Genomic DNA, 21,483 nt, shown 5'->3' with positions numbered 1-21,483 from the left:
GGCAGCCGCCATTAACTCGTAAAACCGCGGGTAGTCCCCCGTCTCGGTCCGCACTTTAGCGGCGTCGCCGTCGAATCCCAGAAGGCCCCAGGCAAGCTCGTCCTCCACGCCGTACAGGGGATCAGTGGGCAGCATTCCGGCGATGATTGACGGCTCCTGCACATCGACACCCCACTTCGTGTAGGCCGAGCTGGACCCCACGATCCGGAAACGCGGTGCCGCCTGTGGCGCCAGTGCGTTCATCCAGAGGTGGCTGACGGTGCCGGTCACGTGCCGCAGGGCGAGGAACGCGTCATCATCGGGCCCACCGTCTCCACGGTGGGCAGCAAGTTCGGCGTACTCCAACTCGGCAGGCCCAAACAGCGCCAGGGCCTGGTCAATGAGGTGCGGACCGAGGTCGTACAGGATGCCGCCGCCTTCACCTGCGACCGCGCCCTTCCACGGCTTGGACACCACCGGCTTAAAGGATTCCATCCGTGACTCGAACCTCCGCACAGTGCCAAGCGCGCCGTCGCCAATAAGTTTCTGGGCGGTGAGAAAGTCACCGTCCCACCGGCGGTTCTGAAAGACGCTCAGAACATTCCCCCGTGAGCGCGCCAAGTCGATCAACCGCAGGCCGTCAGTCTTATTCACCACGAAGGGTTTGTCGACGACGACGGCGAGCCCGGCTTCCAAAACGGCTTCGGCCAGTGGAACGTGAGTAGCAGGTGGGGTACTGATCACAGCGAGGTCCAGCTCGCCAGCCAAGGCGAGGGCATCAGCGGCTGACGCCGCCACACGGACTCCTGGATACCGCACCTCTGCTTCTGCCTTCCGAGCAGGATCTGAGGTAACAATGACGTCGAGTGAGTAGCGGGGATCAGCGCTGATAAGCGGCGCGTGAAACACACGTCCGCCGAGACCATACCCGAAGACTGCTGTGCGAATTGTCGTCATGCGCCCAGACTACCGGTCCGGACCGACACAAAATCTGCGGGTGCAGCAACGGCTGGTTAGGACCAGAGGCTATCCGCCCAGGCGGCATCGCGCAGGTAGTCCCGGGCCTGGCCCACCTCCCAGAGCTCACCACGAGATGCCAGCACCCCCTGGTCGCGCATGTCTTCGAGGGTGTCAGGTGAACATCCCAAGGCTTCGCTGAGTTCGCGCTCATCTGTTGCCAGAATGACATCGTTGCTTGCCGCCATGGTGATCAAATCCTTCACTGGGTTCCTGCTGGTCGGTTTTCCGTCTCGCCTAGTTCTGTTGGTAGGACGATGCCTCTCGTTCGATGCTCCATGAACGGGCATAGAGACCAAGGACCGCCTCTTCGCGTGCGGTGAATCCAATCCGGTTCAACGTCATGTGTGCCTGATAAACCGTCAGGTGTTGTGCACTTCGGCTCACTCGCGCCTTGTCGGCGCGGTAAAGATAGTTGTCGATTGCCCGTGACCACCGGCGTCGCCAACTCTGGGCAGCCGATTCCGCAGCTGTTGCTGCCATCAGGCCGTGAAAGGCGGGCGTCCTGGCGTCCACCTGAGCTATCAGGGCCTCCCGGACTCCCCCCGCGCGTGGTCCGAGTTCAGCCGTGCAGGTCCGCAGATGGCTGTCCCAGTAGAAGTCCCAGGAGACACGTCGCCGGTCGGGCCAGACTGCCGATCTCGGCCCCTTCATCATGCTGCGAGCGGAGTCGAAAAGCAGGAGAGCGCCGAAGGCTGAACGGTTATGCATTTTGGGAAAGCGCCGGCTGGCCCACACCGCGAGTTCCGAGGAGATCTCGAAGACTTCCTCGGCTAGGTCCAAGCCCTCGACGCCACCGTATTTAACGAGGTCAGTCTCCAACCTCCGCCCTATCTCGCTGTCGAGGGAGAGCGGCGCCTGATTGTTGGCGGGTACAGAAAGCTCATGCTTGACCCTCAACCGGGCGTCAGCTCCCGAGCGGCTCCCGTTCAGCTCGCCACTAGGGCCTTCCCCTCGAAGCACAGTGAAGAAGGCCTGAAGCCGGGCCACAGCGGCTGGACTGGCGAGAACATGGAGTCTAACCTGGGCCACCGCTGGTTCCTCACAGCGAGTGAAGAACCAGCGGCCGGTTCCCAGTAGCTGAGCCTGCGCCGCCAGCGGGGTGACCAGGTCTTCAATGATGCCGTCCGCTACATCGAAGCCACCGGTGAAAATTGAGAGGTGCCACCATTGAGTGCTGCTGGCTGTTCGTGAGGCGTTTCGAACTGCTGTCAGCTGGCTCATGGCCCTCCCTTCCGGATGTATGGTCACCGCCACTGGGGCGAGTTTGTGGTGCCGTCGGACCGATCGAAATCGGCATCAACAGCCTGTTATTTCGGCCACTCCCAGTTCTCTGCCACTACCGTCTTGGGCCACTCCCAGTTTGCTGCCACTACCGTCTTGGGCCATTCCCAGTTTGCTGCGCTGAGTGCGGGGCTAGCTGGAGCAACGACGCCAATGACAACCAAAAGCGCGGCTGCTGCGCCGACAATCTTTTTCATGGGATTCCCCTTTGAGTGGCTGCATGTGGTGAGCTATCAGCAGAAGTGAAGCCGATATCCCAACAATGGGCTGTATGCGCTACCGCTGTCCAGCCGGATAACCGCCCGGTTCAGGACATGGCCTAAAGCTGACGAAAGGGGGCTCCTTTGCTTCCAGCCATAGGTCCCCGCGAACCCCAACAATGTTGTTTGACAAGGGGATATGCCCTCGTGCGGATGCTCATCGACGGCCGCGCTCCACACCGCGGCATTAAGTGGACATGTCATGTTTTTTCACGGTCATATTCGTGGCGCCTGGCGCGCTCGAATCTGGATCCCCGAAGGACGAAACCGACCGGTAGGCTTCGGTCAGGCGCACTGCCGTGCCCAGGGAGGAGCATTCATGCTTGAGGGGTTATGCCTTGAGTTATACCGCTACGCCGTCACTCACCCCGGATGGACCCGGCAGGAGGTATCGGAGGCCCTCGGATACACGCTGAGAGACATCGATGCCGCGATGGAACAACTCACCCAGCGGAAACTCCTCAGCCCCCATGCGGCTAACCCCGACGCTTTCGTTGCCATTTCACCAGATGTCGCATTAGCTGACCTGGTCGACGCCGACGAGCGCATGGTCCAGGACCTCAAGAGCCGAATCAGCACCAAGCGCCGTGAACTATCGGGCCTGGTTCCCCTCTACCTTGAAGCCCGACGTGAAGTCATTTCGAGCGCATCGGTTGAGGTGCTTGAGGATCCCCACCTGATCCAGCGCGTGCTCATCGAGTATGGCCGCGATGTTTCCGAGCAGGTACTGATGGCAGTGCCCGGGCAGGGCGCCAATGCCGATTTCCAAGAGGAGAACGTCAGGAAGGATCTCGACCTGCTCAGACAGGGTGTGACCCGCAGGAATCTTTACGATCTCAGCACCAAGGACCACATGCCGACCCGAAAGGCGGTAAAGGTGATAGCAGCCGAGGGCGGTGAGTTTAGAACCCTCCCGGCCGTCCCTTTCCGGATGCTGATTTTTGACCGGAAGCTGGCGGTGGTTGCCCGGCAACTCAGCAGCAGTGACAAGGCAGCCATGATGATCCGAGACCCCAACCTGGTCAATGTCTTCATTCAGGTATTCGACTTCACGTGGGAGTACGCTGAACCGTTCCCCATGGGCGAGGACGCTGTCTCTCCGCTGAATGGAACCCAGCAGGCAATTCTTGCGGGACTCGCTGCGGGATACTCGGATGAAGTGATCGCCCGACGCCTCGATCTCAACGTACGGACGTGCAGGCGGCATATTGCCTGGATGCTGGAGACTCTTAAGGCTGATAGCCGTTTTCAGGCTGGCGCCAAGGCCCGTGACGCAGGGTGGATCTAGGTGCGCTGGAGCAACACCCGTTGCTCATTGGTTAACCGCTGCCATAGACTGCGTGAGTGAACTCACAGGCGAAACTTGACCCGACGTCCATGCCGGCCGAAACCGAAGTTGCGCTGACTCGCGCAGTTGACTCAGCGCACCGTCACGAGGCGCTGTTTTCCGACCGGGCAGCAAATATCAAGCAGTCAGCGGTGCGGGATGTTTTCGATATCTCGATCCAACCGGGCCTGGTGTCACTCGCGGGAGGCAGCCCCTACCTGCGGTCCCTTCCGCTGAAGGACCTTGGCAACACCGTTCAGCAGATCATCGCCGAGCATGGCCTGGAAGCTCTGCAGTACGGTGGCGGACAGGGGATGGAGAAGCTCCGCAACCAGATCTGCGAGGTTATGGCGGCCGAGGGGATTATCGGCGCCGACCCAGCTGACCTGGTCGTCACCACCGGATCACAGTCCGCGCAGGACGTCGCAGCCAAGGTCTTCTGCAATCCGGGGGACGTCATCCTGTGCGAGGACCCCACGTATGTTGGAGCCCTCAATACGTTCGAGGCGTATCAGGTCGATGTTCAGGCAGTAGCCATGGACGACGACGGACTGGTGCCCGAGGAGCTACAGCGCCGGATCACGGAGCTCCTCGCTGAGGGCCGCACCGTCAAGGCGCTCTACACCATCCCCAGCTTCAACAACCCGAGTGGCATTACGCTGGCAGCCAGCCGCCGGCAAGTCATCGTTGACATCTGCAAGGCCCACAACATCCTTGTCCTTGAAGACAATCCCTACGGCCTGCTGCGTTTCGACGGTAAACCGCTGACCCCGATGCGCGAAGGCAACCCGGACGATGTCATCTATCTGGGCTCCTTTTCCAAGATCTTCGCCCCAGGCGTGAGACTGGGATGGGCGCTGGTTCCCAAGCATTTGCACAGGCGTTTCTATCTCGCCTGCGAGGCAGTTGTTCTGTGCCCGTCCCCACTGACGCAGATGCTGGTCTCGGCCTATCTCAGCGACTATGACTGGCTGGGGCACCTCGAGACGACCCGGGCCCTGTACAGCGAGCGCTGCTCGACCATGCTGAAGGCACTGGCCGAACATCTCCCACCGTCGGTAACCTGGACGCGGCCGGATGGGGGCTTCTTCGTCTGGGTGACGCTGCCTGAAGGAATCGACACGTACCCCCTGCTGTACAAAGCCATTGAGGCGGGGGTGGTGTTCATTCCCGGCGCAGCATTCACACCCTCGGATGAGCCATCGAACAAGCTACGGCTCGCGTTCAGCGCGGTCTCCAGCGAAGACATAGTTAGAGGTGTTGGACGCCTCGCGCCCATCCTTCAGGAAGCGATTGAGGCTAATAACCCATCAGGGGGCCTACCGGTTCCGGGCGTGCAGCCGGTCGAGAACCACTGAGACGGCCAGCAGCAGAACGGCAAGGATCAGCAACCGGACAACGAAGTTCAGGTCGGGGAAAAGGAGCTGGAGCAGGGTTGATCCGAGGAAGGCAACGAGCAGCATGGGCCACAGCCGCTTGAGGTAGGATCCGGTCGACGCCGGGCCGGCTGAACGGTCGCGGTCTGGGTGTCGGTTCTGTCTGGGATTGTTTGACATAGGATCCCAGCCTAGGGCAACCATCAGTCGAGCAGCAGGGCTGGCTCCTCCAGGATCGACGCGACGTCGGCCATGAACCGGGCGCTGAGGTCTCCGTCCACAACCCGGTGATCGAACGACCCCCCGAGGGTGGTGATCCACCGCGGGATCACTTCCCCATCGAGCACCCAGGGTTTCTGCTTGATCGTGCCGAACGCCACGATGGCGACCTCCCCCGGGTTGATGATCGGCGTCCCCGTATCGATTCCCAGGGCACCGATGTTGGTAACGGTCAGCGACCCTCCCTGCATCTGAGCTGGCTGTGTCTTTCCTGCACGGGCGGTGGTGGCCAGGTCATTGAGCGCAACGGCAAGCTCCTTCAACGTCAGATCCTGGGCGTCCTTGATGTTCGGAACCATGAGTCCGCGTGGCGTGGCGGCGGCGATGCCCAGGTTCATGAAGTGCTTGATCAAAATTTCATCACCCGCCCAGGTGGCATTGACCGACGGGTTGCGGGCAGCGGCCCAGATGACTGCCTTGCAGAGAATCAGGAGGGGTGACACCTTGATTCCTTCGAAGTCCCGGGAGGCTTTGAGCCGCTTCACGAACTCCATGGTGCGAGACGCGTCGACGTCGACGAAGATGCTCACGTGCGGCGCAGAGAAGGCGCTGTCCACCATCGCCTTCGCTGTTACCTTCCGCACACCCGTGACGGGCACTCGTTCAACTCGTTGATCCTGAGGCTTGCGGGCCGTGCCCCAGAACGTCGTCGCAGCATCCTGCTCGGCGTCCCGTTGCGCCTGGTAGCTCAGGAGGTCCCGCTTGGTTACTTCGCCTGACCGTCCCGTCCCTTCAACCTCGGCAAGGTTGATACCGAGGTCGCGGGCCGCCTTGCGGACCGGAGGCTTGGCCAGCACCCGAGGGGCTTGCAGGGTCTCGCTGGTCAGTGCGGCACGCTGCGCGGCGGGCAGCGGTGATGCTTCCGGGGCCGACGCTGGTCCGGGACTGACCCGCCGTGGGCGGCGCTTCACCGCGTCAGCCTTCGGCCCGATTCCGACCAGGGGAGAAGGACCAGAAGGTTCTTTTGTGCTCGCCGCAGGCTCTGGATCGGCAGAAGAGTGGGTGGTCACTGGTGGGGTGGCCAGCTCTCCAGGCATCTGTGGAGCTGGCACGTAGTCCTCTCCGTCTGCGACAGAGATGATTGGTGCACCGACGTCGACGGTTTCACCCTCAGTGGCCATGAGCTCAGCGACGACGCCTGCGTAGGGCGAGGACAGTTCGACCAGGGACTTCGCCGTTTCGATTTCCACGATGACGTCGTTGACGGCAACGACGGTTCCGGGGTGGACTTTCCACTGGACGATTTCTGCTTCGGTAAGACCTTCGCCGACGTCGGGAAGGTTGAACGTATTGAGTGTCATAGGTTCCTCTAGTAGGCCAAGGCGCGATCGAGGGATTCAAGGATGCGGTCAATATCCGGGAGGTACTGGTCTTCCATCCGTGCCACCGGATACGGCAGGTGGAACCCACCAACCCGCAGGACTGGTGCCAGCAGCGAGAGGAACGCGCGTTCCGAAACACGGGCCGCCAGCTCGCCTCCGATTCCCCCGAAGGTTGGTGCCTCATGGGTAACCACCAACCGTCCGGTCTTCTGGACTGAGGCTGTTACCGTGTCGAAGTCAATTGGCGACACTGATCGGAGGTCGATGACCTCGATGCTGTTCCCGTCCTCGGCGGCAGCAGCGGCAGCAGCGAGTGCCACGGGAACCAGTGGCCCGTAGGCGACCACGGTGGCGTCGGTCCCCTCCCTCAGGACGTGCGCGGTGAAAGGCTCCCCCGGCGGGGTGGTCAGGTCAACCTCGCCCTTGAGCCAGTAGCGCCTCTTCGGTTCGAAGACGATCACCGGGTCATCACACTCGATCGCTTGCTGGATCATCCAGTAGGCGTCCTGCGGGTTGGACGGGGTGATGATTCGGAGCCCGGCGGTATGCGCAAAGAGGGCCTCAGGGGATTCGGAGTGGTGTTCAACGCTACCAATCCCACCTCCATAGGGAATCCGGATGACCACCGGGACTTTCAGCATGCCATCGCTTCGGGCGTGCATCTTGGCCAACTGGGTGGTGATCTGGTTGAACCCCGGAAAGACAAAGCCATCGAACTGGATCTCACAGACCGGCCGGTAGCCCCGGAGGGCCAACCCGATTGCGGTCCCGATAATCCCTGACTCCCCGAGGGGTGTGTCGACCACGCGATCAGCACCAAATTCTGCCTTCAGCCCTTCGGTGACACGGTAGACACCGCCGAGTGCGCCAATGTCCTCGCCCATCAGCAACGTCGTCGGGTAGTTCTTAAGGCTCGCGCGCAACCCCTCGTTGATTGCCTTGGCAATGGTCATGACCGGCATTACCGTCCCCCGTCCTTCTCTGGTGCGAACCCGGACTCGTAGGCCTGCCAGAGCCGTAATTCCTCCTGGACCAGCGGATGCGGCTCGGCGTAGGCGGTATCGAAACGCTGAGACAGGTCAGGGGCCTCCATGGCGAGGACTGTGCTGCGCAGACGGGCAGCCTGCTCGGCTGCCTCCGTTGCAAGGCGATCGAAGAATGAACCCGACGTTCCGTTGGCCCTGAGGTAGGTTTCCAGCCGGCGGAGGGGATCCCGGGGTACCCATGACTCCTCGTCGGCCGTAGCACGGTACTTGGTTGGGTCATCGGCGGTGGTGTGGGCACTCATGCGATAGGTGAAGGCTTCAATCAGAACCGGCCCCTTGCCCTGCTTGGCGTGTTCCAGCGCCCAGGCTGTGACAGCCTTGACGGCCAGAACGTCATTGCCGTCCACCCGGATGCCAGGGAACCCGTAGCCGGCCGCGCGTTGGGCCAGCGGCACCCGGGCCTGGACATCTGACGGGACAGAAATGGCCCAGTGATTGTTCTGGCAAAAGAACACCACCGGCGCATTGAATGAGGCAGCGAAGACCATTGCTTCGTGAACGTCACCCTCCGAACTGGCGCCATCTCCGAAATAGGCCACTGCAGCGGCAGCCGGGGCCGTGGGATCAGCTGCACGATCGCGCTGGATGCCCATCGCATAGCCGACGGCGTGGAGCGTCTGGGCCGCCAGCACCAGGGTGTAGAGCTGGAAGTTGTGCTCCCGGGGGTCCCAGCCACCATTGGTAACGCCCCTGAACAGTTTGAGGATGTCGGGGAGGTCGACGCCCCGGGTCAGTGCCACACCGTGCTCCCGGTAGGTCGGAAACGCATAGTCCGACGCGGCCATGGCCCGCCCGGAGCCGATCTGTGCAGCCTCCTGCCCGGTCAGCGGCACCCACAGGGCGAGTTGGCCTTGGCGCTGGAGAGCAGTCGATTCCTGGTCGAACCGCCGGATCAGATACATATCCCGGTAGAGACTCTCGTAGGTCGCCGGATCGGGGGCATAGTCACCAAATGGCGACCCATTCAGCAGGCGGCCGTCCTCGGTGAGCAGCTGGACCATATCCGGGTTGCCCTGCTCGGGGCCGGGCGAAATTACGCTACCTCCGTCGCTTCCGGTATCCAGCCCGGAAGTTGTCGATTGCGCAACGTCCATACGTACTTCCTCGCCGTCGTTATATTCCTCAAATGGAATGCATTAGATCGACATGCCATCGTGCGCATGTACCTGATCCACACTAGCGACGCTGCCGTGCACAACCCATTTATTACGTTCTACGAGAGACCGGGCCGTTAGGATAGTCCGCACAGAGTTTAAGGAAACGGGTGTTGGCCTCTGGTTCGCCGATACTCACTCGTGCCCCCTCGGCGCCAAAGGCACGAACCGACAACGCTTGCTGTTCGGCGAGCGCAGCGAACTCGGGCGTGTGTTCTCCAAGCCCGAGCCAGACGAAATTCCCCTCGGCGTTTGGCACCGTCCAGCCCAGGGACCGCAGGCCCTCGACCACCCTGGTCCGCTCATCAACTATGCCCTGGACGCGCTCCTTGACCTCTCCGAAATGCTCAAGCGAGGTGACTGCGGCATGCTCGGCGATCTGAGAGACCGCGAACGGGACAGCGCTGACCCTCAGATGCTGGGTCAGCTCCGGCTGGGAGACGGAGTAGCCCACGCGGAGGCCAGCAAGACCGTGCGCCTTGGAGAACGTGCGCAAAACCACAACATTCTGGTGCTCCCGGTACATGGCCAGACCGTCCACGGCGTCGCTGTCCCTGACGAACTCTTGGTAGGCCTCATCAATTACCACCACGATGTGACCCGGTACCTGCTGCAGGAACTCACTGACGTCGGCCTGCTTGAGGATCGGCCCGGTGGGGTTGTTCGGAGTGCATAGCAAGATTACGCGGGTACGGTCGGTGATCGCGGCCAGCATGGCACCGAGGTTGTGGGTTCCGTCCTCGTTGAGCGGGACCTGAACCCCAGCGGCCCCGGCCAGGCCAACACAAATGGGATACGCCTCGAAGGACCGCCAAGGATAGATCACTTCGTCGGCTGCGTCGTAGTCGTTTTGACCAGCGAATGTTGCCAACACCTGGTTTAGTGCGCCAAGGCTTCCGGCACCCGCGACTATGTCTTCGGCGGGGACCTCAAGGAAAGGGGCGAGGGCCGTTCGCAGTGCAGTGGTCATCGGGTCCGGGTAACGATTGATGTGCGTCTGGGACGCGATTGCCGCCAGCACAGACGGGAGTGGCGGAAGCGGGTTCTCATTCGAGGAAAGCTTGTAGCTCTGCAAACCCTCCACCACTACCGGAGGCTTCCCTGCCGCATAGCGGGGCAGACGCCCCAACACGCTGCGGGGATGAATGGAAATTTCCTGTGCCACGGCGTCTTCGCCCTGGCGCTCTGGTGTAGTCATAGCTCCAGCTTATCTCTGGGCATGGGATGAGCCTTATGACAGCATGGAGCCATGCTGAAGTTCATCGCACGCACCCTGATCAACGCGCTGGCACTTTTTGTTGCGGCCTGGGTGCTTCCGGGAATTGCTGTGGGAACCTCTGGGGCGGGCGGAGACACTACCGGAGCAATTCTTTCCTACCTGTTTGTGGGGCTCGTGTTCGGTATAGTCAATGCGCTGGTCCGGCCGATTGTCGCCCTACTGTCTCTCCCGCTCACCATCCTTACCCTCGGCTTGTTCACGATCGTTATCAACGCGGCCATGCTCATGCTCACCGCGTGGTTGACGTCCTTCACCCCCATCCAGTTCTCGGTTGACGATTTCTTCTGGACGGCAGTCCTCGGTTCACTCATCATCAGCGTGGTCTCGATGGTGGCAGGATCACTGATCGGCACGCGCCGCTAGCAGAACCCAGCATTTAACGGTCGGTCTGCGAGGCAGCACCGGTCCGGGAGTCGGGTGCCCGGCCACGCGGGTCTGACGCGGACGAGTCAGGCTCGCCGATTGAACGTCGGCGGGCCCTGAACACGTGCCGCTCGGCCGGTGCCCTCGTGCCAATCGCCGATCTCAGCCCCCCGACGCTTGCGAGGATCGAGGGGTGGGAACTGGATTCGACTGCTTCCGCGCCCCTCAGATAGGTGCCCAGCTTGTGAGCGGCGCCGAGTCCCGTCCCGCCGTCGGTGATTTCGACAACCGGGCCCCGCAGGGTAGCTGTCACCCTGCCGCGTTCATCGGGGTTCGGCATCCCATCCACCTTGTGCACCCAATCGTCAGCATGTTCAAGGTGGAGGTAGCTCGCAGCGCCGGAGGGTCCTGCGCCAGTGGGAGACCCGGCGGTGAGGACCAGATCAAGTTGGTAGTCTTCGATCATGTCCGGGTGCTGTGCGATGTTCGCCGCGTGCATTCCCCCCTGGCTGTAGCCGACCACCATCACCCGGTCGCCCTCAGAGGCCCCCGATTCGACGAGCGCCCCGCGCACCGCCTCCGTGACGAAGACGCTGTCGTACTGGACCGCCTCAACCACTCCCGTCGGGTCGAAGGGGTTGCTGCTCGCAATGATGGAGGATCCCTGGGTGCCGGGGAGGACTACAACGAACACCGGACCACCCGAGCCTCGGACTTTCAGTACTTCGAAGACCCCTGGCCCCTCATCGTTCACCGCCTCGATCCGCTCCAGCAGGGCTGGCACCGATCCGTCGATTGTGAGCGGGGCTGCCGGTGAGACCCGCTCGACAGTTAGCGGTGTCGGTTCTGCCAGGTTTGCGGCATTGGCTAAGCCAATAACCCTGCCCAGGCCACGTTCAACCTCAGTCACCCCGGCCTGGGCCGCGAATATGGCCACCTGAGCTACTGCCTCGGCCGCTGCGTACGCCAGCCTGCATGCCTCGATCCGTTGAGCCGTCTCATGCAGTTCGTCGTCCCTGCGTGCCAGGGCAGCCCGCGCATCGTCGAGGGCATAGACGGCGACCGCCCCAGCGCCGTGCGCCCCCATGTCCTGCCCAGTGAGAAGCATTTGTAGCCGCCATTGAAGATCTCCGCACAGGTGCAGGATGTCTCTAACGTCGTCGGCCAGCTGCCCGAGCCTTAGAGCGCCCTCACGTAGTTCCTCCCACTGGAATTTGATGCTTCCTACCCCACCGTGAACTGAGATGCCTGCCGCGTCTGGTGGAGGGTAGACGGGGAGCAAATCACCGGCAGCCGTCACGGTGAGTCCCGGGCCAGAAACCTGTTGTATTCAAGGCTTCTGAGGGTCGAGGCAAACGCTCCGACCCGCGACGCTGCATCCCGCAGCAACTCACTAGCCTGACGAACTCCTCCCAGTTGGGTCACAACATAGTCGCGGAAGTTGCGGCCGGCCGGCGACTCCCAGTCCAGGGCTGCCACTGAGCACATCCGGGAGGCGATCTCATCAACTGCCTCCGCCTGATACAGCAGGTGGGAACGCAGCGCAGCGGCTTCGGAACTGTCGACCGCCCACGGCTCACATGACCAATCCGCCGTCTCACTCACGGGACCTCCTGCCGCCGCCTGTCGTTCATGAATTTCACTCGAACAGTACTGCCGGATAGGCGGGTTCTGCGGTGAAATGGTTCGTATGTGTGCAGGCACAGTGTGTCGTCTACCGGGGAGGACATGTCACACGAGAGCCGGCACCCGCCGGAACATGAAAGGATCGGTGGTATGGCTGATACTTCCCGGGTGAATCTCGCATCGACTTCAACCCAGTCGGGCATTCCGTTGGCTCTCGGACCCCTGGACGGTCGGTATAGCGGAGCAGTCTCGCCGCTGGTCGATTATCTTTCGGAGGCCGCCCTCAACCGGGACCGCGTCCACGTGGAGGTGGAGTGGCTGATTCATCTCACTCGCAACGCCGTCGTGCCCGGGGCTTCTCCCCTGACCTCCGCGCAGGAAGCGGCCCTCAGGGCGATTGTCACCTCATTCGACGGCGAATCGGTCGCCGAGCTCGCTGAGCTCGAACGTGTGACAGTGCACGACGTCAAAGCTGTCGAGTACTTCATTGGGCGCCGCTTACCGGGGATCGGGATTACAGATCTCAAACCTTTGGTGCATTTTGGGTGCACCTCTGAGGACATCAACAATCTGTCCTACGCGGTGGGCGTCAAAGGTGCAGTAGAAAACGTGTGGCTTCCGGCCGCCCGGGCCCTGACCGCCCAGATCGCTGGCATGGCACGCGAATCGGCAGCCGTTCCGATGCTCTCGCGCACCCACGGCCAGCCAGCCACACCCAGCACCTTGGGCAAGGAGCTCGCCGTCGTCGCGCACCGGTTGGATCGCCAGCTGAACCGCATCGCCCGTACCGAGTACCTGGGCAAGATCAACGGTGCCACCGGCACGTTCGCTGCTCACTATGCCTCAGTCCCGGACGCTGACTGGCAGCAGGTGTCACGAGACTTCGTCCACGGCCTGGGCCTGACCTGGAATCCGCTCACCACCCAGATCGAGTCCCATGATTGGCAGGCCGAGCTGTACGCCGACATGGCCCGCTTCAACCGAATCCTGCACAACTTCTGCACCGATGTATGGAGCTACATCTCGATCGGGTACTTTGCCCAGGTTCCGGTCGAAGGCGCCACTGGCTCCTCAACGATGCCGCACAAGGTCAACCCAATCCGGTTCGAGAACGCCGAAGCGAATCTCGAAATCTCCTGCTCCCTCCTTGACGTCCTGGGAGCCACGCTCGTCACCTCCCGATGGCAACGTGACCTCACGGACTCCTCATCGCAGCGCAACATCGGAGTCGCCTTCGGCCACTCGTTGCTGGCCCTATCCAATGTGGCGAAAGGTCTGGAGCGGCTCGACGTCGCGGTGCCGGTGCTCGCTGCCGACCTTGACTCCAACTGGGAAGTGCTGGGCGAGGCAATCCAGATGGTCATGCGTGCTGAGGGAATCGCAGGGGTCGAGGGCATGGATGATCCCTACGAACGGCTCAAGGAGCTGACCCGCGGACAGCGGGTCGATGCGGCGCGGATGCAGGAGTTCGTTGCGGGGCTGGGCCTGTCTCCTGACGCGGAGGCCCGATTGATGGCGCTGACCCCGGCAACCTACACCGGGATCGCCGAGCAGCTCGTCGACCACCTCGCCTAACACAGACCCGAACGATCACCGCATGAATGCGGGCGGAGACAACGCGATCCCTGAGTGGTCTCCGGGCGTCTACTGCGGCTGGAGGATCTTGTGAGCGGAGTACTGGCAGGATTCGCGGTCGTCGGTGCCGTCATTCTGGCGGGCTATATTGCTGCCCGTCTGAGAATCGGCGGACCCGAGACGGTGAAAGCACTCACCCAGACCGCCTTCTTCATCACCAACCCAGCGCTGCTGTTTACCATCCTGGCGCAGGCGGACCTCACTGCCGTGCTGTCCGCGTACCTGCCCATCGCCCTGTTTACAGCAATCTTCGCCGCACTGCTGTACGTGGTAATCAGCCGGGTCTGGTTTCGCCGGCCCGCGGCCGAGACAGCGATCGGAGCAATGGCCGGCTCCTACGTCAACGCCAACAACATCGGCATTCCCATCGCCGTCTACGCGCTGGGGAACGCCACCGCGGTTGCTCCGGTGCTGCTGGTACAGCTGCTCCTGCTGACTCCCGTGTATCTGACCATCCTGGACCTGTCATCGGGGCGGAAGCCGTCGGTAAAGAACGTTCTCACCCAGCCATTCCGCAACCCGATGATCATCGCCTCCTTCCTCGGACTAGCTGTCAGCTGGTCCGGGCGCAAGGTTCCGGAGCTAGTCTGGGAGCCACTGCAACTGCTCGGTGGGGCGGCCGTCCCCCTGGTCCTCCTCGCGTTCGGCATGTCGCTGCGGGGAAGCCGACCGCTGCGCGCCAGCGAGGGGCGCACCGAGGTCATCGTGGCGACCCTCATCAAGGTCTTCGTCATGCCTGCGACCGCCTATGTGCTCAGCAGGTTTCTGTTCCAGCTGGACAATGAGCTGGTCTTTGGCGCGGTAGTCATGTCAGCCTTGCCTGCAGCTCAGAACGTATTCCTGCTCGCTGGCCGTTACAACCGTGGAATCACCGTGGCCAGGGACGTGATCCTGCTTTCCTCTGCGCTATCCGTGCCAGCCTTGATCCTTATCGCCTGGCTGCTGACCTGAGGCCTCTGCCTCTGCCTCTGCCTCTGCCTCTGCCTCTGCCTCTGCCTCGATGATCAAACCAGCTCGGTAATGGTCTTGGCCCGGCTGTCCCAGCGGCGCGCCGCGCGCACGCTGCCTTCGGGCATCGGGGCTCCCACGATGGTGAGCGCCTCCGCCAGTCGTTCCCCGGCCACCGCATTGGCGAGAGTGATGTGCGGGACCCACGCATCTGGCAGCGATGTCGGCACCGAACCTTCGACGTCGCTGGTGGAGTGGACGGCGCGGTGCAGCTGGAGTAGATCAGCTGTACAGACCACCTGCCGGGCCAGGACGTATCCCTTCCGGCCCGCGTCAAACAACACGAACCCTTCGAAGGAAACCGCCAAAGGACCTGTGAGAACGTCGCGGATCCGCTGATCCTGGTCGCCGGTAATCACCGGGGCTGCAAGCACTGTGATGTGAGGCCTATGGTGCGGCGAGCGGTGGGCGGCCCGGCTGGGGAGCCCGGCCGCCTGCAGGGCATCCCACTGGGCACGGATGAACTGCTCCGAGGACTCGTCGAGGAGCAGTTCCACGCTGTCCAACGGGGCGGCTCAGCGAGTACGGCGACGGAAGTCGCCGACACCCTCCGAGCCATCACCCTCAGTTCTTCCCGTTCGAGGGTCGAACTGCGGACGTTGGTAGGCCAGTTCTCCCCCGCTTCGGCCGCCGAACGGCCTCCCGTGATCGGCATATTCCTCACGGAAGTATGCCAGGCACCACGGTCCCAACTGAATGCGAGCACCAGTTCTGAGGACCGACGGCCCGCTGCTGTTGACGCTGCCACTGACAGGTCCATGCGGGATGAGTACGTACTCATCATCCTCGTTGTGCACCACTTCGGCGTGGATAGCGTCCAGGCCGGGAAGCAGGAGGTCAGCGTCGCCCCCACTGCCAATTGTGGTGGTAACCGGCCCCAGGTTAAACTCCCGCGGCACTTGCCCGTTCCAGGTCGCAGAGTCCTGGACAAAGATCAGCCGCGCACGGCCACTACCGGGCGTGTGATGGGTGGTAGTCACCCGTCGACGAATGTTCCGGTTGACGGTGGGCACCAGAGGAAACGGGGTCGACGGCGGCAGCAGCCCAGAAGATCCCGTGGACTTCCCCGACCCGCGGACGCTTTTCGCCATCGGCGTCAGGGCACTGATCGACCCCAGGCGGATGTGCGGCGACCGGGTGAGCAGCCTCTGCACCCGTGAAACGTCGACAGCTCCCAGGCTCACAAGGTTGCCTTTGGGGCCTGTCACGGAGACCGCAACACCCTTGTCAGCGAGCGCTTTCGCCAATTCCCGCACCGCGTCAAGCGAGAGCGGCGTGCCCCCGCTGAATGCCTCGGGAGTATCGAGATACACCTCGACAGTTGAGCCACTGGCCGTGACGGTCCCGTTGACTGTTGATGGGGTTCGATCCGACATTGCTGGCTCGGTCACCGAGAAGGCGAGATCGATCTCCAACTGGATTTTTGCTGCCATGGTTCAGCTGCGGTGGGTGTCGGAACCCGCTGCGTCGTTATCACTGGTGGTAACCCGCAGTGTCCCATTCAACTTCCAGGTGGCGCGCGGTGCGTCAGGGCCGATGTCGCGGGGCACCTCGACAGTCATATCGATGAAGCTGTAGTTCACAGCAGCGCCCTTACCTGTCAGGTAAGACCACATTTCCTCGGCGAGATCAGCCCAGTCCCGGATGTTGTGGTCGGTCTGCGCTGCCGGAGATGTGTTTTCAGTCATGAGTGGTTCCTTCGTTGGAGTGTGCACTATGACAGACGCCCTCTACCCGTCTGACCCTAACAATCCAACCTTAGTACGGGCCCTGACCGGCAACAACCTTTTCCGACGCGAACGTCTAGAGCCACCTTGATGCTTCCAACCTCAATCGGGCCTTTTTGTCATCGTCGAACCTGTCGTAGAGACTAACCATCATCGACGATCGCGGGTTCCGGCTGAAAATCTCGCGGTGGTCACTCACGAACTGCCAGTACAACGCATCCCAGGAGTCCTGCCACGGACCAGCCGGAAAGTTACCCATCTTCTTCAGGTAATTGCTGCCGCTGACGTAGGGCTTGGTGGTGATCATGCTGCCGGCCGCATACTGGCTCATGGCGTAAACGTTAGGGACCATCACCCAGTCATAGGCGTCGATAAACATTGCCATGAACCAGTCGTAGACAGCATCGGGGCGAATCCGGAGCAAAGCCATCGCATTCCCGAGGACCATCAACCGTTCAATGTGGTGGGCGTAACCGGTGGCGCCCACTCGGTTGATGACGACGTCGACGGGTTCCAGACCGGTATCCCCGGTCCACCACCCGTCGTCGAGCCCCCGCTCGAATGCGAGGGTGTTACCGGTGCGCATCTCACGGCCGCGCAGCAGGTAGGAGGCCCTCATATACTCGCGCCAGCCGATGATCTGCCGGATGAACCCTTCGACGCTGGCGATCGGGGTGTCATGACGTGCTGCATGATCAAGCACCACGTCCACCACTTCCCTAGGACTGAGTAGTCCCAGGTTGAGACTGGAGCTCAACGCTGAATGGAACAGGAACGAGTCTGGGGCAGAAATGGCGTCCTCATAGGGACCAAATTGCTTGAATCGGTCGTTGAGAAACCCTTCGAGAGCGTCACTCGCCTGTTGGTGGGTGACCGGCCAATTGAACGATGCTGCGTCTCCCGGATTAGCTGGAAAGTTCTGCGCTACCCAACTAAGTGCGCCCCGCACTTCATCGGTCTGCGCAAACACCGGCAGCTCCGGCACCGTCATACCCTTAGGGAGCTTCTTGCGGTTCTCCGTGTCGAAGCTCCACCGGCCACCGACCGGGCTCCCGTCGGGTTCAACCAGGATGCCCAGCCGACGGCGCTGCCACTCGTAGAAGTGCTGCATCCGCCAGCCGTTGTCTCTGAAGTAGCTGTTGATGTCCTCGACGCTCAGGAGAAACCCTGGGCTGGCCTCCGTCTCCGCTGAGAGTCCGAGAGCTCCGAGGGTTGTGGCGAGTCGCCGGTCCAGCCAATCGTCGACCACCTCGTAATAGGTACACCGCGTGGCTCCGATATCACTCAGGAGAAGTCCCAGCCGGTCCTGGCTTGGCGACGCCGAGGACGATTCAAGGTAGTCCACCGTGTGGCCCGAGTCCTCGAGTCGCCGAGCAAAATGGCGCATGGTCGCCCGGTGCAGCACCAGTTTCTGTTGGTGAAAACGGTACTGCCTGAAGAACAGGTCGTCTTCCACCAGGATGAACCGACGCGAGGTCGGGGCCGCAAGGTGCTCCTCGAAGAGCTGGTGGGGAAATACCAACTGAACGTGCACTGAAACTCCTTCATTCCACCCGTCGTGCGTCTGCACCGCTGCAATGCTTGCACATTGCCTGGGTTGCTAGGGTGAAGCGCATGACTGAATTCGCTGTCCACGTTGCCTGCGCCGACGGGCAAAGCATTGATACCTTCGCGCTCGACGCCGGGTCAGGGACACTGTCAGCCACCCAGTCATTGCCGCTGGGAGTGAAGGTCCAGTGCCTGGCGATGCATCCCACCGACAGGGTGCTGTATGCAGCCCTCGCCACCACCCCACCAACAGTTCGTTCGCTGGCCATCGATGCCAGCACCGGACGCTTGGCACCACGCCAGGACGCCGCGCTAGTGGCCGGACTGGCCTATATGGGCGTCGATCCGTCGGGAGCCCACCTCTTGGGCGCCTCCTACACCGACCATCTGATCAGCGTGATGAGCCTCGACGACGACGGCGGAATACCTCCCGGCGCGGGGCTTTCCGAGGTACCCGGCAAGCACGCCCACGCCGTGGTCGCGAGTCCGGATGGACGCTTTGTCTACGCGACGGCGCTCGGCGACGACGTCATCGCGTGGTGGTCGCTGGATCCAACCACTGGCGCGCTCAGTGATCCCAGCCAGACGGCCACACCATCTGGCAGCGGTCCGCGGCACCTGCGTTTCTCACTGTCCGGAGAGACGCTTTATGCACTCCACGAACTGTCAGGGGAGATTGCTGCCTATATCCGGGACCCCGAAAGCGGAGCCCTGATCGAGGAGCAACGGATCTCGTCGATCGCCCCGTCGCTAAATCTGGTGCCTGGCCGGGTCCGGGACGGATCGGGTCCTGCACCAGCCGCCAACGCCATCTGGTGCGCCGAACTGCAACTGTCCGGCGACGGCCGCTTCCTGTACAGCACTGAACGATCGAGCAGCACCATCGCGGTCGTCGCCGTCGCCGCGGACGGCAAGCTGACCCTGATCGAGACCACGGGCACTCAGTCTCAGCCCCGCGGGATGAATATCGACCCCACCGGCGAGTTTCTGCTGGCCTGCGGTGAATTGTCTGGCGAGGTGGCGGTCTACCGCATCAATCAGCAGACCGGACTTCTGAGTGAGCTCGGAAGCTATGCCTGCTCCCCCGGGCCCCGGTGGATCGAGTTCTCGCCGCTCCATTAGGCCGGTGGTTTTCCCGGGTCATGAGCAAGGCACTCCTGTGTGGGCGGCTGTACCGGCGGGTCAGGAACGGCCGGTCAGCGCTGCCGCGAGGCTGTCCAGCGCGCCGGGAACCAGCGAGTAGTAAGCCCACACGCCGCGCTTTTCCCGGGTCAGGACACCTGCGTCCACCAGGATCTTCAGGTGGTGCGAAACGGTCGACTGGCCGAGGTTCAACGGCTCAGTGATATCGCAGACGCAGGCCTCGGCGTTCTCGCTGGAGGAGATGATCGAGACCATTCGCAGCCGGTTGGGGTCGGCGATTGCCTTGAACTGGGCAGCCAACGACGACGCCGTCTCTTCCGACATGGCGGGGTGACCGGCAGGGGTGCAGCAGGCGGTAAGGGTGGCAGGGGTAGTGGTCACTGCGATAGTCATCAATCCATTATGCACTGACATTGACATTTATCGATGGATTGGGAAATACTTCAGGCATCGACAATCATCGATTTATTCCAGACGCCCGCCACGCCGCCCAACGGAGCCCCTTGAGTACTGAAACCCTTCCCGCCGCCGGGATGACCGGCAAACTGTCCACCCTGGATCGGCTTCTTCCGGTGTGGATCATCGCCGCGATGGTGGTGGGCGTCGCACTCGGACAGTTCATTCCCGGCATGGCCGGAGCACTTGACTCCCTGGCTATCGGTTCAGTGTCCCTGCCCATTGCGCTCGGCCTCCTGGTGATGATGTATCCGGTACTGGCAAAGGTTCGCTACGACCAGACCGGAGCGGTGATCAAGGACCGGAAGCTCATGATCACCTCGTTGGTGATCAACTGGGTCGCGGCTCCTGCCTTCATGTTCATCCTGGCCTGGGTCTTCGTCCCCGACCTGCCCGAGTACCGCACTGGTCTGATCATCGTGGGACTGGCCCGCTGTATCGCCATGGTGATGATCTGGAATGACCTCGCCTGCGGTGACCGCGAGGCAGCAGCAGTCCTTGTTGCCATCAACTCGGTCTTCCAGGTCTTCGCGTTCGGCGCTCTGGGCTGGTTCTACCTGCAGGGACTGCCAAGCTTGCTCGGCCTGCCAACCACCAGTGCCGACTTCTCCTTCTGGGCCATCACCATCAGCGTCCTCATCTTCCTCGGCATCCCGCTCCTCGCCGGGTTCCTCACCCGCACCATCGGCGAGCGCACCAAGGGCCGTGACTGGTACGAGGGGAAGTTCCTCCCCATACTTGGGCCGTGGGCCCTCTACGGACTGCTATTCACCATCGTGATTCTTTTCGCCCTCCAGGGCGATGAGATCCTTGCCCGTCCGCTCGACGTCGCCCGCATCGCGCTGCCTCTGCTGATCTACTTCCTGGTGGTCTTCGCGGCTGGCATGGCGATCGGGAAGCTACTGAACCTCGGCTACGCCAAAACCACCACCCTCGCGTTCACTGCGGCAGGCAACAACTTCGAGCTGGCCATCGCCGTCGCCATCGGCACCTACGGGGTGACCAGCGGGCAGGCGCTTGCCGGCGTCGTCGGACCCTTGATTGAAGTCCCTGTTCTTGTTGCACTCGTCTATGTGGCGCTGTGGGCGCGGAAACGCTTTTTCACCACTGTCCCACTGACACACTCAAAGGAAGAATCACATGTCTGATAGCTCAACAAAACCCTCAGTCCTCTTTGTGTGCGTGCACAACGCTGGGCGTTCCCAGATGGCTGCCGCTTTCCTGACTACCCTCTCCGAGGGTCGGATCGAGGTCCGGTCCGCAGGATCGCAGCCAGCTGACTCCATCAGCCCGTCCGCAGTTGAAGCAATGCGTGAACTCGGCATCGACATGTCAGCCGAGATTCCCAAGGTTCTGACCGACGACGCCGTCAAGGACTCCGATGTAGTCGTCACCATGGGATGCGGAGACGAATGTCCCTACTTCCCGGGCAAACGCTACGAGGACTGGGTGCTCGAAGACCCGGCAGGCAAAGGCGTGGAGTCGGTTCGACCGATCCGCGACACCATCAAGGGCCGAGTCGAAGCCCTGATCGCGGAACTCCTCCCCGCATGAGCGGCCTCCCAGTCGTCATCATCGGAGCGGGACCGATCGGTCTCGCGGCTGCCGCCCACCTCATCGAGCGCGGCCTGCAGCCACTGATCTTCGAGGCGGG

24 protein-coding genes are annotated in these 21,483 nt (G+C 62.2%); 8 read left to right on the top strand and 16 right to left on the bottom strand.

Annotated elements, in window-relative coordinates; all coding sequences use genetic code 11:
• The 4 genes from Y703_RS19255 to Y703_RS22105 form a co-directional block, all read right to left on the bottom strand.
• A partial coding sequence (locus Y703_RS19255; RefSeq protein ID WP_051427493.1) for a Gfo/Idh/MocA family protein occupies nt 1-936 on the bottom strand: 936 nt, incomplete at its 3' end.
• A gap of 56 nt (nt 937-992) precedes the next feature.
• Nucleotides 993-1,184, bottom strand: a complete 192-nt coding sequence (locus Y703_RS0110415) for a hypothetical protein (protein WP_155849485.1) — start codon at nt 1,182-1,184, stop codon at nt 993-995.
• Nucleotides 1,185-1,233: 49 nt separating this feature from the next.
• Nucleotides 1,234-2,220 (bottom strand): lantibiotic dehydratase C-terminal domain-containing protein, encoded by a 987-nt coding sequence (locus Y703_RS0110410; RefSeq protein WP_026552658.1) that lies wholly within the window; start codon nt 2,218-2,220, stop codon nt 1,234-1,236.
• Nucleotides 2,221-2,306: 86 nt separating this feature from the next.
• On the bottom strand, nt 2,307-2,477 hold the full coding sequence (locus Y703_RS22105) for a hypothetical protein (RefSeq protein ID WP_155849484.1): 171 nt from the start codon (nt 2,475-2,477) through the stop codon (nt 2,307-2,309).
• Between the two features lie 382 nt (nt 2,478-2,859).
• On the opposite strand from Y703_RS22105, the gene Y703_RS0110400 reads away from it, so the two are divergent.
• Complete coding sequence (locus tag Y703_RS0110400) at nt 2,860-3,828, top strand: LuxR C-terminal-related transcriptional regulator (protein WP_026552657.1); 969 nt, start codon at nt 2,860-2,862, stop codon at nt 3,826-3,828.
• Between the two features lie 89 nt (nt 3,829-3,917).
• Nucleotides 3,918-5,225 (top strand): aminotransferase-like domain-containing protein, encoded by a 1,308-nt coding sequence (locus Y703_RS19250; protein WP_051427492.1) that lies wholly within the window; start codon nt 3,918-3,920, stop codon nt 5,223-5,225.
• Here the strand turns inward: Y703_RS19250 and Y703_RS0110390 are convergent.
• The 5 genes from Y703_RS0110390 to Y703_RS0110370 form a co-directional block, all read right to left on the bottom strand.
• Entirely contained in the window at nt 5,187-5,423 is a 237-nt protein-coding gene (locus Y703_RS0110390) for a hypothetical protein (protein WP_155849483.1), read from the bottom strand. The two genes, Y703_RS19250 and Y703_RS0110390, sit on opposite strands and share 39 nt — an antisense overlap.
• Before the next feature lie 23 nt (nt 5,424-5,446).
• The gene (locus tag Y703_RS0110385; RefSeq protein WP_026552655.1) at nt 5,447-6,823 is read right to left on the bottom strand and encodes a dihydrolipoamide acetyltransferase family protein; all 1,377 of its coding nucleotides are present in this window, start codon (nt 6,821-6,823) and stop codon (nt 5,447-5,449) included.
• Between the two features lie 8 nt (nt 6,824-6,831).
• The gene (locus tag Y703_RS0110380; RefSeq protein WP_026552654.1) at nt 6,832-7,806 is read right to left on the bottom strand and encodes an alpha-ketoacid dehydrogenase subunit beta; all 975 of its coding nucleotides are present in this window, start codon (nt 7,804-7,806) and stop codon (nt 6,832-6,834) included.
• On the bottom strand, nt 7,806-8,984 hold the full coding sequence (pdhA, locus tag Y703_RS0110375) for a pyruvate dehydrogenase (acetyl-transferring) E1 component subunit alpha (protein ID WP_026552653.1): 1,179 nt from the start codon (nt 8,982-8,984) through the stop codon (nt 7,806-7,808). Before pdhA ends, Y703_RS0110380 begins: the two co-directional genes overlap by 1 nt.
• 112 nt (nt 8,985-9,096) lie before the next feature.
• Entirely contained in the window at nt 9,097-10,242 is a 1,146-nt protein-coding gene (locus tag Y703_RS0110370; RefSeq protein ID WP_026552652.1) for a histidinol-phosphate transaminase, read from the bottom strand.
• A 51-nt stretch (nt 10,243-10,293) separates the two neighbouring features.
• Between Y703_RS0110370 and Y703_RS0110365 the strand changes: the two genes are divergently transcribed.
• Nucleotides 10,294-10,686 (top strand): phage holin family protein, encoded by a 393-nt coding sequence (locus Y703_RS0110365; protein WP_026552651.1) that lies wholly within the window; start codon nt 10,294-10,296, stop codon nt 10,684-10,686.
• Between the two features lie 13 nt (nt 10,687-10,699).
• Here the strand turns inward: Y703_RS0110365 and Y703_RS0110360 are convergent, their stop codons facing one another.
• Together Y703_RS0110360 and Y703_RS0110355 are read right to left on the bottom strand one after the other, a co-directional pair.
• Nucleotides 10,700-11,986 carry a hypothetical protein gene (locus Y703_RS0110360; protein ID WP_155849482.1) on the bottom strand — a complete coding sequence of 429 codons (1,287 nt, stop codon included), beginning with the start codon at nt 11,984-11,986 and terminating at the stop codon, nt 10,700-10,702.
• On the bottom strand, nt 11,983-12,291 hold the full coding sequence (locus tag Y703_RS0110355; protein WP_026552649.1) for a hypothetical protein: 309 nt from the start codon (nt 12,289-12,291) through the stop codon (nt 11,983-11,985). Before Y703_RS0110355 ends, Y703_RS0110360 begins: the two co-directional genes overlap by 4 nt.
• A gap of 171 nt (nt 12,292-12,462) precedes the next feature.
• Here Y703_RS0110355 and purB point away from each other — a divergent pair, with 171 nt between their 5' ends.
• Together purB and Y703_RS0110345 are read left to right on the top strand one after the other, a co-directional pair.
• Complete coding sequence (gene purB / locus Y703_RS0110350) at nt 12,463-13,887, top strand: adenylosuccinate lyase (RefSeq protein WP_026552648.1); 1,425 nt, start codon at nt 12,463-12,465, stop codon at nt 13,885-13,887.
• Nucleotides 13,888-13,977: 90 nt separating this feature from the next.
• Nucleotides 13,978-14,898, top strand: coding sequence for an AEC family transporter (locus Y703_RS0110345; RefSeq protein WP_026552647.1), 921 nt, complete (start codon nt 13,978-13,980; stop codon nt 14,896-14,898).
• Nucleotides 14,899-14,951: 53 nt separating this feature from the next.
• Here the strand turns inward: Y703_RS0110345 and Y703_RS0110340 are convergent, their stop codons facing one another.
• The 4 genes from Y703_RS0110340 to Y703_RS0110325 all read right to left on the bottom strand — a co-directional run bounded on the left by Y703_RS0110340 (nt 14,952) and on the right by Y703_RS0110325 (nt 18,216).
• Entirely contained in the window at nt 14,952-15,452 is a 501-nt protein-coding gene (locus Y703_RS0110340) for a 2'-5' RNA ligase family protein (protein ID WP_253908006.1), read from the bottom strand.
• A gap of 18 nt (nt 15,453-15,470) precedes the next feature.
• Entirely contained in the window at nt 15,471-16,388 is a 918-nt protein-coding gene (locus Y703_RS0110335) for an FHA domain-containing protein (RefSeq protein ID WP_026552645.1), read from the bottom strand.
• A gap of 3 nt (nt 16,389-16,391) precedes the next feature.
• Nucleotides 16,392-16,643, bottom strand: a complete 252-nt coding sequence (locus tag Y703_RS0110330; RefSeq protein ID WP_026552644.1) for a hypothetical protein — start codon at nt 16,641-16,643, stop codon at nt 16,392-16,394.
• Nucleotides 16,644-16,758: 115 nt separating this feature from the next.
• Entirely contained in the window at nt 16,759-18,216 is a 1,458-nt protein-coding gene (locus Y703_RS0110325) for a cryptochrome/photolyase family protein (RefSeq protein WP_026552643.1), read from the bottom strand.
• An 80-nt stretch (nt 18,217-18,296) separates the two neighbouring features.
• On the opposite strand from Y703_RS0110325, the gene Y703_RS0110320 reads away from it, so the two are divergent.
• Entirely contained in the window at nt 18,297-19,352 is a 1,056-nt protein-coding gene (locus Y703_RS0110320) for a lactonase family protein (protein ID WP_035764609.1), read from the top strand.
• 60 nt (nt 19,353-19,412) lie between these two features.
• Here Y703_RS0110320 and Y703_RS0110315 read toward each other — a convergent pair whose 3' ends face one another.
• Nucleotides 19,413-19,766, bottom strand: a complete 354-nt coding sequence (locus Y703_RS0110315) for an ArsR/SmtB family transcription factor (protein ID WP_026552641.1) — start codon at nt 19,764-19,766, stop codon at nt 19,413-19,415.
• Between the two features lie 140 nt (nt 19,767-19,906).
• Here Y703_RS0110315 and arsB point away from each other — a divergent pair, with 140 nt between their 5' ends.
• Both arsB and Y703_RS0110305 read left to right on the top strand, forming a co-directional pair.
• Nucleotides 19,907-20,977, top strand: coding sequence for an ACR3 family arsenite efflux transporter (gene arsB / locus Y703_RS0110310; protein WP_051427491.1), 1,071 nt, complete (start codon nt 19,907-19,909; stop codon nt 20,975-20,977).
• A complete protein-coding gene (locus Y703_RS0110305) occupies nt 20,970-21,383 on the top strand; it encodes an arsenate reductase ArsC (protein ID WP_026552639.1) in 414 nt (137 codons plus the stop codon). Before arsB ends, Y703_RS0110305 begins: the two co-directional genes overlap by 8 nt.
• The last annotated feature ends 100 nt before the right edge of the window (nt 21,384-21,483 follow it).

The organism is Arthrobacter sp. H20, from assembly GCF_000520515.1.
Classification (GTDB): domain Bacteria; phylum Actinomycetota; class Actinomycetes; order Actinomycetales; family Micrococcaceae; genus Arthrobacter_D.
Note: the sequence above shows the minus strand (reverse complement) of the source record. Positions and strands in the feature narration are given on the sequence as shown.